This is a genomic window from Actinomadura sp. 6K520 (assembly GCF_004349245.1).
Taxonomy (GTDB): Bacteria; Actinomycetota; Actinomycetes; order Streptosporangiales; family Streptosporangiaceae; genus Spirillospora.
On record NZ_SMLC01000086.1, the window covers coordinates 1 to 16,005 of the forward strand.

Genomic DNA, 16,005 nt, shown 5'->3' on the forward strand with positions numbered 1-16,005 from the left:
ATGCGGGCGGCGGGAGGGGGCGGCGTGCAGGGCTTGGGAACAACCAGATCTCCTTCGCCGACCAGGGCAAATCTGTGCCCAGTGCGACACGCCGGTGGAGTTGGGGGGAGGTTAGTTGACCCTGGCCGTAAGGCCGCCCTACTGTCCGTATCAGTCCTCAGGTTGACATAACTGTAAGCCTCAAGTTGAGGGTGAGGGTTCAGGGTGACCGGCGAGCGTGCCGGATCCCGCCCGGGCTCGGCCCGCAAAAGCACACAGGTCAGGAAACCGCGGCGGCACGGTCAGCAGACCGGGCAGGGCGGTCGGATAGAGCGGAAAGGCCCCTCGTCGTGGCAGCACCGCAGAATTACCTCGCGGTCATCAAGGTCGTCGGTATCGGCGGCGGCGGCGTCAACGCCGTCAACCGGATGATCGAAGAGGGACTCAAGGGCGTCGAGTTCATCGCGATCAACACGGACGCCCAGGCGCTGCTGATGAGTGACGCCGACGTGAAACTGGACGTGGGCCGCGAGCTCACCCGGGGCCTCGGCGCCGGCGCGAACCCCGACGTCGGCCGCAAGGCCGCCGAAGACCACCGGGAGGAGATCGAAGAGGTCCTCAAGGGCGCCGACATGGTGTTCGTCACCGCCGGAGAGGGCGGCGGCACCGGCACCGGGGGCGCGCCCGTGGTGGCCAACATCGCGCGCTCGCTCGGCGCGCTGACGATCGGCGTGGTCACCCGCCCGTTCAGCTTCGAGGGCAAGCGCCGCGCGATGCAGGCCGAGGCCGGCATCGAGACGCTGCGCGACGAGGTCGACACGCTCATCGTGATCCCCAACGACCGGCTGCTGTCGATCTCCGACCGGCAGGTCAGCGTGCTGGACGCGTTCAAGGCCGCCGACCAGGTGCTCCTGTCCGGTGTGCAGGGCATCACGGACCTCATCACCACCCCGGGCCTGATCAACCTGGACTTCGCCGACGTCAAGTCCGTCATGTCGGGCGCCGGCTCGGCGCTGATGGGCATCGGCTCCGCACGCGGCGACGACCGCAGCGTCGCCGCGGCCGAGATGGCGATCTCCAGCCCGCTGCTGGAGGCCAGCATCGACGGCGCGCACGGCGTGCTGCTGTCGATCTCCGGCGGCTCCGACCTCGGCCTGTTCGAGATCAACGAGGCGGCGCAGCTGGTGTCCAACGCCGCCGCGCCCGACGCGAACATCATCTTCGGCGCGGTCATCGACGACGCGCTCGGCGACGAGGTCCGGGTGACGGTGATCGCCGCGGGTTTTGACGAGGGCCGTCCCGTCAAGCCGGCCCCGGAACCGGAGAGCAAGCGACTGCCCCCGCCGCCGCGTCCGGTACCGCCGCCCGCGGCCGCCAACCCGATCCCGAGCCGGGTCGGGCGGTCCGACGGCGGGGCCGCGCACCAGTCCGCCGCGCAGCCCGCGTCCCAGCAGTCCGCACCGCAGCCGCCCCAGCAGTCGGTGGCGCAGGCCGCCGCCGCGCCGCAGCAGCCGCCGGCGCCCGCGTCCGCCGCCGCGCCGCCGCGCCCCGAGAGCGACCGGGCGCAGCCGCCCGCCGCACCGGGCCGCGACGACCGGCCCGCCGGGCGCGGCGAAGCGGGCGAGCCCGCCCGGCCGGACGGCGCGTCCCAGCCGGGTCCGGCCGCCGACCGGGACTCCGCCGCGGCCACGGGAGAGTCCGGCGGCTCGCGCACTCCCGCTCCCCGCCCGCCCTCGGAGCAGACGCCCTCCCGGGTGCACGCCGGGGAGAACGACGGCGGCGGCCCGGCCTCCTCCGGGCAGCGCCGCCGTCCCGTGGTGTTCGACGAGGACGACGACCTCGACGTCCCCGACTTCCTGAAGTGATCACCACCGTCGCCCTGGGGGACGGCGTCGGCGCCGCCTTCACCGGACGGGCCGGCGGCGTGAGCCCCGATCCCTACGCATCCCTCAACCTGGGCGGCGCGGTCGGCGACGACCCCGCGGCCGTCCTGGACAACCGGCGGCTCGCCGCCCGCTCGCTCGGCGTCGACCCCGGACGCACCGTCTTCATGCGGCAGGTGCACGGCGCCGACGTCGCGTTCGCCACCTCCCCCGATCTTCCCGGCCCCGTCGACGCGACCGTCACGGACGTTCCCGGCCTCGCGCTCGCCGTGCTGGTCGCCGACTGCGCGCCCGTCCTGCTCGCCGACCCCGCCGCCGGGGTCGTCGGCGCCGCCCACTCCGGCCGCCCCGGGACCGCCGCCGGCGTCGTCCCCGCACTGGTGAAGGCGATGATCGACCGCGGCGCGGAACCCGCCCGGATGACCGCGGCGATCGGCCCGGCCGCGTGCGGCCGCTGCTACGAGGTCCCCGAAGCGATGCGGGACGAGGTCGCCGCCGTGGTCCCCGCCGCGTACTCCAGCACGTCCAGGGGCACCCCCGGCCTCGACATCCGCGCCGGCATCGTCGAGCAGCTCGCCGCGGACGGCGTGACCGGGGTGCGGGTCGACCCCCGCTGCACCATCGAGGACCCGGGCCTCTTCTCCTACCGCCGCGACGGCCGCACCGGCCGCTTCGCCGGCTTCGTCTGGCTCAAGGGCGACGCGTGACCGACGACGGCACGACCGGGGAGCGCCGGGCTGAACTCGCCGAAGGCATCGCCGGGGTTCGGGCGCGCATCGCCGCCGCCTGCGCCGCCGCCGGCCGGGACGAGTCGGAGATCACGCTGATCGCCGTCACCAAGACCTTCCCCGCGTCCGATGTGCGGCTCCTGGCCGGACTCGGCCTCACCGACGTCGGCGAGAACCGCGACCAGGAGGCCCGCCCCAAGGCCGACGCATGCGCCGACCTCCCCCTCACCTGGCACTTCGTCGGCCGGCTGCAGACCAACAAGGCCCGCGCCGTCGCCGGGTACGCCGACGTCGTGCACTCGGTCGACCGGCCCCGGCTCGTCACGGCCCTGTCGAACGCCGCCGTCAGCACCGGCCGCACGCTGCGCTGCCTCGTCCAGGTCTCCCTGGACGAGGGAACCCCCTCCGAGGTGCGGGAACGAGGTGGCGTGCACCCCGGCGACGTCCCCGCGCTCGCGGACCGGATCGCCGACGCCGACGGCCTGGAACTCGGCGGGGTGATGGCCGTCGCCCCGCTCGGCGCCGACCCGCTGCCCGCCTTCGCCCGGCTCGCCGAGGTCGCCGGGCGGCTCCGCCGGAACCATCCGGCCGCCTCGATCGTCTCTGCGGGTATGAGCGGCGATCTGGAACAGGCGATCGCGTGCGGCGCGACACACCTGCGGGTCGGTACGGCGTTGCTCGGCGGCCGACGGGCAATCGTCAGGTAATGTCCCCCCAGTGGTACCTGCCGCAACGCGGGCCGCCACATCGCAAGGACGGAAGTCCGACGACGGCGCCGGATGCGCCCGGTGCCGCGGCCACAGGACACGGAGGGGCGTATGGCCAGCGCGATGCGCAAGATGGCGGTCTACCTCGGCCTTGTGGAGGACGACCGCTACGACGACAAGTACGGCGACTACGACGACTACGAGCTCTACGACGAGGAAGCCGACACCGGGCAGGGCCGCCGTCGCGAGGACGAATCCGGCGGCCAGCTTACCCGAGCGGACGAGACCGCGGACCGCGAACGCGACCATCACTCCACGTCGACGATAGAGCGGCGTTCCGTAGCGCTCTACGAGTCCGGTACCACCGACCTCGCGCGTATCACTACGCTGCACCCGAGGACCTACAACGAGGCGAGGACCATCGGGGAGCACTTCCGGGAGGGCACACCGGTGATCATGAATCTGACCGAGATGGTCGACAGCGACGCCAAGCGTCTGGTCGACTTCGCGGCAGGTCTCGTGTTCGGCCTGCACGGGAGCATCGAGCGTGTTACGAACAAGGTGTTCCTCCTGTCACCCGCCAACGTGGAGGTGACGGCGGAGGACAAGGCCCGGATGGCCGAACGAGGCTTCTTCAACCAGAGCTGAGAGCGCACTTGCGAGAGAACCAGTGAACATCGTTGGCACCATTCTGCAGGCGATCCTGTACTTCTTCCTCCTGTTCCTGATCGGGAGGCTGATCCTGGAGATCCTGCAGTCCTTCGCCCGGCAGTGGAAGCCGACCGGGGTCCTGCTGGTGATCGCTGAGGCGACCTATACCGTCACCGATCCGCCCCTGAAATTCCTTAGACGCTTCATCCCGCCCATCCGACTGGGTAACGTTGCGCTGGACCTCAGCTTCACCGTGCTCATCCTTGTGGTCTGGATCTTGATCATCATCGTCGGCTCCGCGTTCGGCGGAGCCTAGGTGGATCGGATACCGTCCTTTGGGACATACTCCAAGCGCGCCAAGGAGACGAGAACATGCCGCTGACACCCGCCGATGTGCGGAACAAGCAGTTCAGTACCACCAGGCTGAGGCCGGGGTACGACGAGGAGGAGGTGGACGCCTTCCTCGACGAGGTCGAGGCAGAGCTGGACCGCCTCATCCAGGAGAACGAGGAACTGCGGGCCAAGCTCGCCGAGTGCCTGCGCGGCAAGGTTCCCGCCATGGCCGCTCCCATCGTGGAGCCCAAGCCGGACGTCCAGAAGATCCCCGAGCCGCCGCGTCCCGAGCCGCAGCCGCAGCCTGAGCCGGAGCCCGTGCTCGGCGGCCTCGGCATGGCCCCCGCGCCCACCGGCGAGGACAACATGGACACCGCGGCCCGCGTGCTCGCGCTGGCCCAGCAGACCGCCGACCAGGCGATCGCCGACGCCCGCCGGGAGGCCGACGAGACGCTCGGCCGCGCCCGCCGCGAGGCCGAGGAGATCCTCGGCAAGGCCCGCCGGCAGGCCGACCAGATCGTCAGCGAGGCCCGCTCGCGCGCCGAAGCCCTCGACCGCGACGCGCAGGAGCGCCACCGCCAGGTCATGGGCTCGCTCGTGCAGCAGCGCGAGGAGCTCGAGCGCGAGGTCGACAACCTGCGCGCGTTCGAACGCGAGTACCGCAGCCGCCTGAAGGTCTACCTGGAGGGCCAGCTGCGCGACCTGGAAGCCGGCAGCACCGAGACCGGCGCGTTCGCCGCCGTCCCGGGCGCCGCCCAGACGCAGAGCCCGCCGCAGACGGGCCCGCAGAGCACCGTCCCGCACGGCGAGAACCGCAACGGCGGCACCGGACCGGCGCCCGGCCAGTTCCCGCCGCCCGCCGAACACCAGCAGGTGCAGCACTCGGCCACCGGGGCCTTCCACTCCGGAGGCGACAACCCGCCGCACGATCGGCGCTGAACCGGCGGCGCGGGCGATAGTGTCTTCCCTACCGTCGGCGCCGAGGATGGCATCGCGGCCATCCCGGCGGCGCGGCAGGAGTGCGGCAGGGGCGTGCCGGCTGGGAGCCGAGCGGCCTGAACGAGGGAGAGAAACCCTGTGATCATCCTGAGCGGCGTCCTCGTGGTCGTGGCGATCGCCCTGCTCGTGGCGGGCATCGTCGCCGGCAACGGAGACAGCGCGGAGGTCTTCAACCTGGACGCGCTGTTCGTGATCTACATTTCGATCGCGGTCAGCATCGTCTCGGCGCTCTGCCTGGCCCTCGGGGTGTTCCTGCGCCGCAAGGAGATCTTCCCGGGCGCCGCGGCGCCGCCCGCCCGCAAGACCCGGAAGACCAAGAAGGACAAGCGCAAGAAGCCTGCGCCCACCGCGTCCACCGCGACCGCCAAGAGCGCCCCGGCGGCCACCGCCCCGGCGGCGGACCCGGCCGACGACGAGGTGGAGATCCCCGCCCCGCCGGCCGACGTCCCCGACGACGCGCTGGTGTTCGTCGTCCGCGGTCGCAAGCGCTACCACCTCGACACCTGCCGCCAGCTCGCCGGACGCGAGACCGAAGAGTTGACCTACGCCGAGGCCAAGGAGGAGGGGTTCAGCCCCTGCACCGCCTGCATGCCCGACACCGCACTGGCGGCGCGCGCCGCGGCGTCGGCACCAGCGTCCCCCGACGCGAGCACGGCGGGCAAGGACGGGACCCCGCCTCCGAAGCCCGGCGCGGAACGCCCCGAGGGCGGCCTGGCGGGCATCGCCAAGCCGGCGCCCACCCCGGCGCCCGCGCCCACCTCGTTCGATAAGACGGCCGAGATCCCGCGTCCGGACCCGGCGGACGAGCCGGAGCGTCCCGCGCCCGGCCCCGCCGGACCGACCCTCACCGACATGCCGGTCGCGAGCCTCTTCACGCCCCAGCGGCCCGCCGAGCCGGAGCCGAAGGCCCCCGCCGCGGAGGAGGAGCCCGCCGAGCCCGCCTCCGCGTCAGCGGACGTCACCCCCGACCCGGAACCCGCGCCCGACGACGCGGCTCCGGCGGCCGACACCGCCCCGGAGGCCGCGGCCCCGAGGCCCCGCGACGCCGACGACGAGAACGAGGACGCCCCTGCGCCGCAGCCGGCCCCCGAAGCCGACGACGATGGCCCGCAGGTCCGCATCCTCAGCGGCACCAAGCGCTACCACCGCACCGACTGCGCCCTCATCGAGGACATCGGGGACGAGGCCGACGACCTGGAGTCGCTGTCCCGCGGAGAGGCCAAGTCCCGCGGCTGCACGCCCTGCCTCGTCTGCCAGCCCGACCGCGAGCGCGCCCGCGACTGACGGCGGCGGCCCTCAGTGGCCGTGGCGCCGCTCGTGCAGCCGGCGCAGCTCCTCGTGCCGGTTCTTGCGGCCCTTGCCGTCCAGTTCCTTGCGCGTGACGGACACGCCGCCGAACAACGTCACGCCCGTCACCCGGATCAGCGGCGCGTCCGGCGCGACCGTGTCGTCCTCCGGCAGGTCGTTCCCGCCGAAGATCGCCACATTGGACCCCACCACCCGGACCCCGGGCGGCACCACGATGTCCACACCACCGAACACGCAGATGACGTTGACGGTCACCTCCGCCTGGCTGAGCACCGCCTGCCGGAAGTCCACGTCCACGCCGGCGAAGATGCACGTCACATTGGTGCTGCGCTCGACCAGCCAGCGCCCCTTCCGCTCCGCCCCGCCGAACACCGCCACGATGTTCGGCGACTGCGGCGGAGGCGGCGCGGGCACCCGCACCTCCTTGCGCAGATCCACCCGCGGCCCCGCCGCGGCCGGCAGGTCACTGAGCACCGGCTCAAGATCGGCGTACGTCCTCGCCTTGTACACCATGTCGATGCGCTCGGCATGCTCCTCCGGAGTGATGCGCCCCTCCGCCAGCGCCTCACGCAGACGGTCCGCCACCTGATCACGATCGGCGTCCGACGCGCGCATGCTCGCGCCCGGCGGGCGCGCGGGGGGTTCGGACGCGGATGGCTGCTCGGGAAGGTTCACCCCCCAATCATGGCAAACGCGATGTGTCGCAACAATCACCTCCGCCGTGGCCGCCCGGGAAGGCGGCCACGGCGGCGCGGCCGCGCCGGGACGGTCAGGCCTTGCGGATGTAGTAGGTGAAACCGAGCTCGTTGTCCCGGGTCGCCGCCAGGCCGTCGGGCCGGCCCTCGTTGACGGCGTGGGCGAGGACCTCGGCGGCGATCTCGCCGGTGTGGGCGCGCAGGGCCTCGGCGAGGTCGGTGCCGGTGGCCTCCCACCACAGGTCGATGCGGTCGGTGACCTCCAGGCCCGCGGCCTTGCGGGCCTCCTGGATGAGGCGGATCGCCTCGCGGACCAGCCCGGCGCGGCGCAGCTCCGGGGTGACGGTGAGGTCGAGCGCGACGGTCTCGCCGGCGGCGCTCTCCACCGCCCAGCCGCTGCGCGGGCGCTCGGTGACGATCACGTCGCCGGGCGAGAGCGGAACCATGCCGACATCCACGGCCTGGACCTCGGCGCCGCCCTCGCGGAGCGCCTGGACGAGCGCCGCCGGGTCGGCGGACGTGATCGCCTTGGCGACCTTCGGGGTGTCCTTGGCGTAGCGCTTGCCCAGCTCGCGGAAGTTGGGCTTCACCTCGTACTCGACCAGGTCACCGCCGATCGAGGAGAGCTCCTCGAAGCCGAGGACGTTGAGCTCCTCGGAGATCTGCGCGCGGAGCTGGCCGGGCAGCGCGGACCAGCCGGCGGCCCCGACCAGGGCGCGGCCGAGCGGCTGGCGGGTGCGGACGCCGCTGGCGGCGCGGGCCGAGCGGCCCAGTTCGACCAGGCGGCGGACGAGGGCCATCTGCTCCGTCAGCTCGTCGTCGAGGACGTGCTCGTTCACGACCGGCCAGTCGGCCAGGTGCACCGACTCGGGGCCGTCGGCGGGGCGGATGACGTCCCACACGTGGTCGGTGATGAAGGGCACCAGCGGCGCCATCAGGCGGGTGAGGGTCTCCAGGCACTCGTAGAGGGTCGCGAAGGCGGCCGAGCCGTCGGGGGTCTCGGGGCCCTCCCAGAAGCGGCGGCGGGAGCGGCGCACGTACCAGTTGGACAGGTCGTCGACGAACTGGGAGAGGAACCGGCCGGCGCGGGCGGTGTCGAAGTCCTCCAGGGCGGCGTCGACCTCGCGGACCGTGCGGTGCAGTTCGGCGAGCGCCCAGCGGTCCAGCAGGGGGCGGTCGGCCGGGGCGGGCGCCTCGGCGCGGCGGTCGGGCGTCCACGCGCGGCCCTGCGCCTGTGCCGCGTTGGCGTACAGGACGAAGAACGACGCGGTGTTCCAGTAGGTCAGGAGGACCTTCCGGACGATCTCCTCCAGGGCGCCGTGGCCGACGCGGCGGGACGCCCAGGGCAGGCCGCTGGCGGCCATGAACCAGCGGACGGCGTCGGCGCCGTGCTGGTCCATCAGCGGGATGGGCCGCAGCACATTGCCGAGGTGCTTGCTCATCTTGCGGCCGTCCTCGGCGAGGATCAGCCCGAGGCACACGACGTTCTCGTAGGACGACCTGTCGAAGACGAGCGTGCCCACGGCCATGAGGGAGTAGAACCAGCCGCGGGTCTGATCCTGCGCCTCGCAGATGTACTGGGCGGGGTAGGAGTTCTCGAAGACCTCGTTGTTGCGGTGCGGGGCGCCCCACTGCGCGAACGGCATCGACCCGGAGTCGTACCAGGCGTCGATGACGTCGGGGACACGGCGCGCTTCCGTCCCGCACTGGGGGCAGGAGAACGTGATGTCGTCGACGTAGGGGCGATGGGGGTCGAGCGTCGACATGTCGCCGCCGGTGAGCTCGCCCAGTTCCTTGAGGGACCCGACGCAGGTGACGTGGTCGTCGTCGCAGACCCACAGGGGCAGGGGAGTGCCCCAGTAGCGGCTGCGCGACAGGGACCAGTCGACGTTGTTGCGCAGCCACTCCCCGTACCGGCCGTGCTTGACCGTCTCGGGGTACCAGTTGGTCTTCTCGTTCTCCTCAAGGAGCCGGTCCTTGATCTGGGTGGTGCGGATGTACCAGGCGGGCAGCGCGTAGTACAGCAGCGGGGTGTGGCAGCGCCAGCAGTGGGGGTAGCTGTGCTCGAAGTGCCCGCCGCGGAACAGCAGTCCCCGCCCGCGGAGGTCGTCGGTGAGCGGTTCGTCGGCGTCCTTGAAGAACTTGCCGCCGACCAGCGGCACCTCCGGCAGGAAGCGCCCGTCGGGCCCGATCGGGTTGACGACCGGCATCCCGTAGCTCTTGCAGACGGTCATGTCGTCGCCGCCGAACGCGGGTGCCTGGTGGACGAGGCCCGTGCCGTCCTCGACGGTGACGTAGTCGCCCAGGACGACGTAGTGCGCGTCGGGGATGTCGACCAGGTCGAACGGCCGCCGGTAGGTGGTGCGCTCCAGTTCGCCTCCCTGGTACGTGGCGAGTCGTTCCGCGTCCTCGCCGAGCACCTTGCCGAGGAGGGGCTCGGCCACGACGAGGACCTCGTCGGAGCCTGCGGGCCTGGCGGCGACGTAGGTGACGTCGGGATGGACGGCGACGGCGGTGTTGGAGACCAGCGTCCACGGCGTCGTCGTCCAGATGAGCAGCGCGGCGTCCAGCTCGGCGAGAGGGCCGGACGTCACGGGCATCCGCACGTACACCGACGGGCTGGACACCTCCTCGTAGGCGCCGGGCTGGCCCAGTTCATGGTCGGACAGGCCCGTCCCGCAGCGGGGGCAGTACGGCGTGATGCGGTAGTCGCGGAACAGCAGGCCCTTGTCGAACACCTGCTTGAGCGACCACCAGACCGCCTCGACGTACTCGGGGTCCATCGTGCGGTACGCCTGGTCGGTGTTGACCCAGTAGCCCATGCGCTCGGTCATCTCTTCGAACGCGTCCACGTGGCGCAGGACCGATTCGCGGCAGCGGTCGTTGAACTCCGCGACGCCGTACTCCTCGATGTCCTTCTTGCCGGTGAGGCCGAGTTCCTTCTCCACGGCGACCTCGACGGGCAGGCCGTGGCAGTCCCAGCCGGCCTTCCGGGGGACGTGGTAGCCCTTCATGGTCTTGAAGCGCGGGAAGACGTCCTTGAACACGCGCGCCTCGACGTGGTGGACGCCCGGCATGCCGTTGGCGGTCGGCGGGCCCTCGTAGAACACCCAGCGGGGACCCGACGCGGTGCGCTCCAGCGACCGCTCGAAGACCTTGTCCTCCTGCCAGCGGCGCAGCATGTCCCGCTCCAGGGCGGGCAGATCGACCTGCGCGGGAAGCGGCCGAAAACCTCGGCTCACGATGGCGGACCTCCGGATCGACGTGACCACGTTGACCGGAGGGACGAGGCGCGTGCCCGGATCGACCGAGCGGCCCCGCGGTACCACCCTCCTTGACCCCGCCGGAACGGCGCGGTCCGCTTCGTTCAGCCTCGGCTGCCGGGTCTACTTGGCCCGCGGACCGTGCCCGGGGCCGTTCTTCCGGCGGCTCAGGGGTGATCTGACCGCCGGGCTCGCCCCCGGGCTCGCACCGTCCCCGGGTCGCTCATGGCTGCGTGCGGCGGCAGGTGTCCCCATCAGCGCCTGCCTTCTGCCTGCCCCGACTGTAACGCACGCGGGGGCGGGTCCTCTTCCCGTTTCCCGTGCCGCCCTTGCCCGCTGTGGGGGGCGGTGTCGTTCCTTTGCGATCTCGTGCGGTGTCCTGGGGTTTCCGGGCGATCGGTGCCGGGGCATAAGCGGTCGGTAACGCTGCCCAGGTTGTTTGCCGTGTCCGAGAAAGGGGACTTATGCTGCCCGCACTGCCCGTCGAGGCGACCAGCGCGAGGGGGGCCGACATGGCCGGCGCGAGGAAGGGCACCCTGCCTGCTGACAAGCTGCCCGCCGAGAAGCTGCCTGCTGAGCAGCTGCCCGCCGAGAAGCCGCCTGCGAAGGCGCCCGCCGAGGAGCAGCCCGCCGGGGAGCCGGGACCGGGGCCGGCCGCGTCGACGACGCCCGCCGCGAAGGGCCCGGCCGCGAAACCGGGCGGGTCCGCGGCCGGGCGCGCCCCCGCGAAGCGCGGCAAGGCCGGGGGCGCCGCGGCGGACGGTGCCGCCGGCGACCGGGGGGACGGCCGGGGGGACGGTCGGGCCCCGGCGGTGGAACTGCCGGTCCGCGAGGGGGAGCACCAGTGGACGGCCGTCGAGCTCGCCGAGGTCCGGGCCGGGCTGCGGGAGCAGATCGAGACGCTGCGCGCGGAGATCGCCGCGTCCGCGAGCCAGATCGCCGAAGGCGACTCCAGCGACGGCGCCGGCGACGACCAGGCCGACGCGGGCGCCAAGACGTACGCGCGCGAACACGAGCTCGCACTGGCCTACAATTCACAGGACCTGCTCGCCCAGATCGAGCGGGCCGTCCAGCGGATGGACGCCGGCACGTACGGAATCTGCGAGTCCTGCACCAGGCCGATCGGCAAGGCGCGGCTCCAGGTCTTCCCGCGTGCGACCCTGTGTGTGACATGCAAACAACGCGAGGAACGTCGCTGATCGACCAAACGAACCCAGAGGGCGAGGCCGGGGAGTCCACGGGATCTCCTCGGCCGCGCCGCGTCGGCGTGCTGGTCACCGTGGCGCTCGCCGCGCTGGCCGCCGACATCGTGACCAAGATCGTCGTGGTGGCGACGCTGCAGGACCGCGACCCGATCCGGCTGCTCGGCGGGCTGCTGACCCTGCGCGAGACCCGCAACAGCGGCGCCGCGTTCTCCATCGGCACCGGCTACACGGTCATCTTCACCCTCATCGCCATCGGCGTGGTGGTGGCGATCCTGCGCACCGCCCGCAACCTGCGGAGCCTGCCCTGGGCGATCTGCCTGGGCCTGCTGCTCGGCGGCGCGGTCGGCAACCTCGTCGACCGGCTGCTGCGGGCCCCCGCGCCGCTGAAGGGCCACGTCGTCGACTGGATCCAGGTGCCGAACTTCCCGGTGTTCAACCTGGCCGACTCGGCGATCGTCTGCGGCGGCTTCCTGGCCGTCCTGCTCGCGGCGCGCGGGCTGCAGATCGACGGCACCCGCCTCCCCGGCAAGGACGAGGACGAGGACGGCAAGGGCGACGACGCGAAGGGCGAGGAGCCCGGGGACGTGCCCGCGCCGGAGGAGAAGTCCTGATGGGGGAGGTGCGCAGCCTCCACGTCCCGGACGGGCTGGAGGGGGAGCGGGTCGACGCCGCCCTGGCGCGGCTGTTCGGGGTGTCGCGGGGCAGCGCCGCCGACATCGTCGCCGCCGGGGACGTCTTCCTGGACGGCGCCGCCGTGGCCACCAAGTCTGAGCGGCTGCACGCCGGCGCCTGGCTGGAGGTCACGCTCCCGCCGCCGCCCGCACCGCCCGCGCCGGTCGCCGAACCGGTCCCCGGGATGTCCGTCCTGTACGAGGACGACGACATCGTCGTGGTGAACAAGCCGATCGGCGTCGCCGCGCACCCGACCACCGGCTGGACCGGCCCGACGGTCCTCGGCGGGCTGCTCGGAGCGGGGCACACGATCGCGACCAGCGGCGCGTCCGAGCGGCAGGGCATCGTGCACCGGCTGGACGCCAACACCACCGGCGCGATGGCCGTGGCCAAGAGCGAGGTCGCCTACTCCCGGCTGAAGCGCGCGTTCAAGGAGCGCCGTGTCGACAAGCGCTACCGGGCGCTGGTCCAGGGCCATCCCGACCCGTTCCGCGGGACGGTCGACGCGCCCATCGACCGGCATCCGTCCGGCGACGGCCGGTTCGCGGTCGTGGCGGGCGGCAAGCCGTCGGTCACGCACTACGACACCGTCGAGGCGTTCCGGGCGGCCACGCTGCTCGACATCGACCTGGAGACGGGCCGCACGCACCAGATCCGCGTGCACATGGCCGCGATCCGGCATCCGTGCGTGGCCGACCTGGCGTACGGCGCCGACCCGACCCTCGCGGCCCGGCTCGGCCTGAAACGGCAGTGGCTGCACGCGGTCAAGCTGGGCTTCGAGCACCCGACCGGCGGCGAGTGGGTGGAGTTCCAGAGCCCCTACCCGGACGACCTGGCCCGCGCGCTGGAGATCGTCCAGTCGGAGTCCTGAGCACGCGGGCAGGCCACACGCGGGGGCAGGTCACGCGCCGGGCAGGTCACGCGCCGAGCAGGCGCAGCCCGGCCGCGACCCCCGCCGCCACGACCAGCACCACCAGGAACGGGGCACGCAGCAGCAGCGCCCCCACGGCCGCGCCCAGGCCCGCCATCCGGGCGGCGTCGAAGTCCAGGGACCGGCCGTCGGCCAGCGCCTGCACGGCGATCAGCGCGGTCAGCAGCGCCACCGGGACGAGCTCGGTGAACCGGCGGACCCGCGGGTCCGCCAGGACCGACTGCGGGGTGACGAGCCCGCCGAGCTTGAGCGCGTAGCAGCCCAGCCCGGTGGCGATCACCGCGATCCACACGCTCACGCCTTCTCCTCCCTGCTGAGCAGGGCCGGCACCGCGGCGACGGCGGCCAGCATGACCGGTACGCCCGGCGGCAGCAAAGGCGTCGCCGCGAGCGCGATCACCGCGGCGGCCAGCGCCACCCGCACCTCCGGCCGTCCCGTGCCCGCCGCGGGGGGGCGCCCCCCCGCAGCCCCCGAACGAGCCGGGAAGAGCCGGGGCCACAGCAGCGCCAGGAAGGCCGCGGGGCCGAGCACGTCCAGCCCGATGGCCTCCGGGTCGCCCAGCCGTGCCGCTCCGGCCGCGCCCAGCAGCGTCGTGGCGTTCCAGGTCAGGTAGAGGCTGATCGCCGTGGTGTAGAAACCCGCGCGCGCCGCCGTCCGCCCGCGCTGCGCGGTCGCGACGGCGGTGGTCTCGTCGATGACGACGTGCGCGGTGGCCAGCCGGCGCCAGCCCCGCACGTCCAGCATGCGCGCGAGGCGCATCCCGTACAGGGTGTTGCGCCCGCCGAGCAGGACCGCGCCGAGCGTCCCGGCGACGAGCCCGCCGCCCCCGCCGATCACCCCGGCCAGCGCGAACTGCGACGCGCCGGTGAACGCGAGCAGGCTCAGCACGCACGCCTGGGCGACGGTGAGGCCGGCCGTGACCGCCGCCGCGCCGAACGCGAGCCCGGACACCCCGACGGCGAGCCCCACGCCCAGCCCGTCCCGCACCGCGGCCCCGCGGGCGGAATCGTCCGCCCCGGCCACCTCCTCGGTCCCGGTAGCACTCATGGGGCCGACGCTACGGTCCCGGCCCGGCCGCGTTCTTGAACGTTCTTGCGCCGCCGTCATGACGGTCTCCGGTCCTCGGCGGCGTCGAGCCCGGCCTCGATGACCGCGTTCATCACGCGGGCGAGGCGGTCGGGGCCCAGGGACGGGGCGCGCACCGCCATCGCCTCGACGATCCGCCGCTCCCGGCCGGGGTCGCGTCCGGCGAAGCCGCCGACGGGCTTGAGCCGCTGCACGGCGGCGGCGAGCGCGGCCCGGTGCTCCAGCAGCGTGGCGAGGGCGGCGTCGAGGTCGTCGATCGCGGCCCTGGCCTCGGCGAGCGTGCCGAGGGTCCCCGCGGGCGGCAGCGGGACGCGCAGCTCGCCGGACGGCCCGGGGACGGGACGGGCCGCGCCGTGCTCCGCGGCGTCGATGACCTGGTCGTGCATGCGGGTTCTCCCTCTGGTGCGGCGGCCTTCCGCGCACAAGGGATGTCGCGCCCGGGCCGCTTCCGTTCAACAGAAAAGGCGGGGCCCGATGGGCTCCGCCTGGCCGGCTCCGGGGTCGTCGCTCAGGTCGCGGCGACCGGCTCGTCCGGAGCCGGCTGCGTAAACCCGTAAAGGCGACGTTCCACGCTCCGATGGTACGCGGGAACCGCGGCCGCTCCAAACGGCGGACAGGTCGTCTCGCCTACTGAGACGCAGATAGGATGCCCGATATGGGGGCCGAGGTGGCATACCACTACCGGCATCCGGCGCTGCCGGACGTCGACCTGCTGCGCGCGCGTTTCGTGACGCACCGGTTCAACCGCCACACCCACGACGGGTACGTGTTCGGCGTCATCGAGGCGGGCGTGGAGGAGTTCGAGCTCGGGACGGGCGTCGAGCGCGCCGGGACCGGCTCGGTCGTGGTCGTCAACCCGGGCGTCGTCCACGGCGGTCACGCTGGGACGCCGGAGGGCTGGGCGTACCGCGTGCTGTACCCGCCGGTGGACGTGGTGACCGACGTCGCCGCCGACCTGGGGGCGCCTCCCGGCACCCCCGCGTTCCCCGATCCCGTCCTGGACGACCCGGCCGCCGCCGACATGCTGCGCGCCGTGCACCGCGCGGGGGAGAAGGGGGACGCGCTGGCGGCGTCCACCCTGCTGAGGACCGCGCTGGCCGGCCTGCTCACCCGGCACGCCCGCGTCCGGGGGCACCGCGGGTCCGCGGCCATGCCGCCCGCCGTGCGCGAGGCCCGCGACATCCTGCACGCGAACCTGGTCGACCCGCCGTCACTGGACCGGCTGGCCGAGGCCGTCGGGACCCGCCCGTTCCCGCTGCTGCGGGCGTTCCGCGACACCTTCGGCCTGCCGCCGCACGCCTACCTGAACCAGGTGCGGGTGCGCGCGGCGCGCGCCCTGCTGGACGAGGGCCTGGCCCCGGCCGACGTCGCGGCCCGCACCGGGTTCGCCGACCAGGCCCACCTGACCCGCCACTTCAAGCGCACCCTGGGTGTCCCTCCGGGTGCCTACCGTAGTGCCCGGGGGATTGGGCGCGTCGGGGCGCGGGGGCCGCGGGAGGCGGGTTAGGCTCTTCGCACCGCGTCATCCCGGCGCCCCGGCCCGGGTTGACGATCTTCCCCCGGGA

At 73.3% G+C, this 16,005-nt stretch carries 16 protein-coding genes; 11 read left to right on the forward strand and 5 right to left on the reverse strand.

Going from position 1 to position 16,005, the window contains the following annotated elements:
* The first annotated feature begins 329 nt into the window (after positions 1 to 329).
* The 7 genes from ftsZ (at position 330) to E1289_RS21990 (ending at position 6,564) form a co-directional block, all read left to right on the forward strand.
* On the forward strand, positions 330 to 1,844 hold the full coding sequence (gene ftsZ, locus E1289_RS21960; protein ID WP_131983075.1) for a cell division protein FtsZ: 1,515 nt from the start codon (positions 330 to 332) through the stop codon (positions 1,842 to 1,844).
* Positions 1,841 to 2,569, forward strand: a complete 729-nt coding sequence (gene pgeF / locus E1289_RS21965; protein WP_131983077.1) for a peptidoglycan editing factor PgeF — start codon at positions 1,841 to 1,843, stop codon at positions 2,567 to 2,569. The genes ftsZ and pgeF overlap by 4 nt, the downstream gene beginning before the upstream one ends.
* Positions 2,566 to 3,297 (forward strand): YggS family pyridoxal phosphate-dependent enzyme, encoded by a 732-nt coding sequence (locus E1289_RS21970; protein ID WP_131983079.1) that lies wholly within the window; start codon positions 2,566 to 2,568, stop codon positions 3,295 to 3,297. Before pgeF ends, E1289_RS21970 begins: the two co-directional genes overlap by 4 nt.
* 111 nt (positions 3,298 to 3,408) lie before the next feature.
* Complete coding sequence (gene sepF / locus E1289_RS21975) at positions 3,409 to 3,945, forward strand: cell division protein SepF (protein WP_131983081.1); 537 nt, start codon at positions 3,409 to 3,411, stop codon at positions 3,943 to 3,945.
* A 22-nt stretch (positions 3,946 to 3,967) separates the two neighbouring features.
* Positions 3,968 to 4,264, forward strand: coding sequence for a YggT family protein (locus E1289_RS21980; protein ID WP_131983083.1), 297 nt, complete (start codon positions 3,968 to 3,970; stop codon positions 4,262 to 4,264).
* 56 nt (positions 4,265 to 4,320) lie between these two features.
* Positions 4,321 to 5,220 carry a DivIVA domain-containing protein gene (locus tag E1289_RS21985; protein ID WP_131983085.1) on the forward strand — a complete coding sequence of 300 codons (900 nt, stop codon included), beginning with the start codon at positions 4,321 to 4,323 and terminating at the stop codon, positions 5,218 to 5,220.
* A gap of 138 nt (positions 5,221 to 5,358) precedes the next feature.
* Positions 5,359 to 6,564 (forward strand): hypothetical protein, encoded by a 1,206-nt coding sequence (locus E1289_RS21990; RefSeq protein ID WP_131983087.1) that lies wholly within the window; start codon positions 5,359 to 5,361, stop codon positions 6,562 to 6,564.
* A 12-nt stretch (positions 6,565 to 6,576) separates the two neighbouring features.
* Here E1289_RS21990 and E1289_RS21995 read toward each other — a convergent pair whose 3' ends face one another.
* Both E1289_RS21995 and ileS read right to left on the reverse strand, forming a co-directional pair.
* A complete protein-coding gene (locus E1289_RS21995; protein WP_131983132.1) occupies positions 6,577 to 7,203 on the reverse strand; it encodes a DUF1707 domain-containing protein in 627 nt (208 codons plus the stop codon).
* Between the two features lie 154 nt (positions 7,204 to 7,357).
* Positions 7,358 to 10,525 carry an isoleucine--tRNA ligase gene (ileS, locus tag E1289_RS22000; protein ID WP_207929082.1) on the reverse strand — a complete coding sequence of 1,056 codons (3,168 nt, stop codon included), beginning with the start codon at positions 10,523 to 10,525 and terminating at the stop codon, positions 7,358 to 7,360.
* An 833-nt stretch (positions 10,526 to 11,358) separates the two neighbouring features.
* On the opposite strand from ileS, the gene E1289_RS39720 reads away from it, so the two are divergent.
* Genes E1289_RS39720 through E1289_RS22020 form a run of 3 tightly spaced genes read left to right on the forward strand, consistent with a single transcriptional unit; the run spans position 11,359 to position 13,294 of the window.
* Entirely contained in the window at positions 11,359 to 11,745 is a 387-nt protein-coding gene (locus tag E1289_RS39720; protein WP_243713052.1) for a TraR/DksA family transcriptional regulator, read from the forward strand.
* On the forward strand, positions 11,718 to 12,362 hold the full coding sequence (gene lspA / locus E1289_RS22015) for a signal peptidase II (protein ID WP_131983093.1): 645 nt from the start codon (positions 11,718 to 11,720) through the stop codon (positions 12,360 to 12,362). Before E1289_RS39720 ends, lspA begins: the two co-directional genes overlap by 28 nt.
* Positions 12,362 to 13,294 carry an RluA family pseudouridine synthase gene (locus E1289_RS22020; protein ID WP_131983095.1) on the forward strand — a complete coding sequence of 311 codons (933 nt, stop codon included), beginning with the start codon at positions 12,362 to 12,364 and terminating at the stop codon, positions 13,292 to 13,294. The genes lspA and E1289_RS22020 overlap by 1 nt, the downstream gene beginning before the upstream one ends.
* Before the next feature lie 46 nt (positions 13,295 to 13,340).
* On the opposite strand, the gene E1289_RS22025 is transcribed toward E1289_RS22020, so the two are convergent.
* The 3 genes from E1289_RS22025 to E1289_RS22035 are packed head-to-tail and all read right to left on the reverse strand — an operon-like array spanning position 13,341 to position 14,826.
* Positions 13,341 to 13,652: an AzlD domain-containing protein gene (locus E1289_RS22025; protein ID WP_131983097.1), complete on the reverse strand. Its 312-nt coding sequence runs from the start codon at positions 13,650 to 13,652 to the stop codon at positions 13,341 to 13,343.
* A complete protein-coding gene (locus tag E1289_RS22030; RefSeq protein ID WP_131983099.1) occupies positions 13,649 to 14,401 on the reverse strand; it encodes an AzlC family ABC transporter permease in 753 nt (250 codons plus the stop codon). The genes E1289_RS22025 and E1289_RS22030 overlap by 4 nt, the downstream gene beginning before the upstream one ends.
* Before the next feature lie 56 nt (positions 14,402 to 14,457).
* A complete protein-coding gene (locus E1289_RS22035; RefSeq protein WP_131983101.1) occupies positions 14,458 to 14,826 on the reverse strand; it encodes a chorismate mutase in 369 nt (122 codons plus the stop codon).
* A gap of 269 nt (positions 14,827 to 15,095) precedes the next feature.
* On the opposite strand from E1289_RS22035, the gene E1289_RS22040 reads away from it, so the two are divergent.
* Positions 15,096 to 15,947 (forward strand): AraC family transcriptional regulator, encoded by an 852-nt coding sequence (locus E1289_RS22040; RefSeq protein ID WP_131983103.1) that lies wholly within the window; start codon positions 15,096 to 15,098, stop codon positions 15,945 to 15,947.
* Positions 15,948 to 16,005: the final 58 nt, after the last annotated feature.

Bases quoted from the DNA above. Each gene is read 5' to 3' on its own strand.
- sepF (WP_131983081.1), top strand. From the start codon at position 3,409: ATGGCCAGCGCGATGCGCAAGATGGCGGTCTACCTCGGCCTTGTGGAG.
- E1289_RS21985 (WP_131983085.1), top strand. From the start codon at position 4,321: ATGCCGCTGACACCCGCCGATGTGCGGAACAAGCAGTTCAGTACCACC.
- E1289_RS21995 (WP_131983132.1), bottom strand. From the start codon at position 7,203: ATGCGCGCGTCGGACGCCGATCGTGATCAGGTGGCGGACCGTCTGCGT.
- lspA (WP_131983093.1), top strand. From the start codon at position 11,718: ATGCAAACAACGCGAGGAACGTCGCTGATCGACCAAACGAACCCAGAG.
- E1289_RS22020 (WP_131983095.1), top strand. From the start codon at position 12,362: ATGGGGGAGGTGCGCAGCCTCCACGTCCCGGACGGGCTGGAGGGGGAG.
- E1289_RS22030 (WP_131983099.1), bottom strand. From the start codon at position 14,401: ATGAGTGCTACCGGGACCGAGGAGGTGGCCGGGGCGGACGATTCCGCC.
- E1289_RS22035 (WP_131983101.1), bottom strand. From the start codon at position 14,826: ATGCACGACCAGGTCATCGACGCCGCGGAGCACGGCGCGGCCCGTCCC.
- E1289_RS22040 (WP_131983103.1), top strand. From the start codon at position 15,096: ATGGGGGCCGAGGTGGCATACCACTACCGGCATCCGGCGCTGCCGGAC.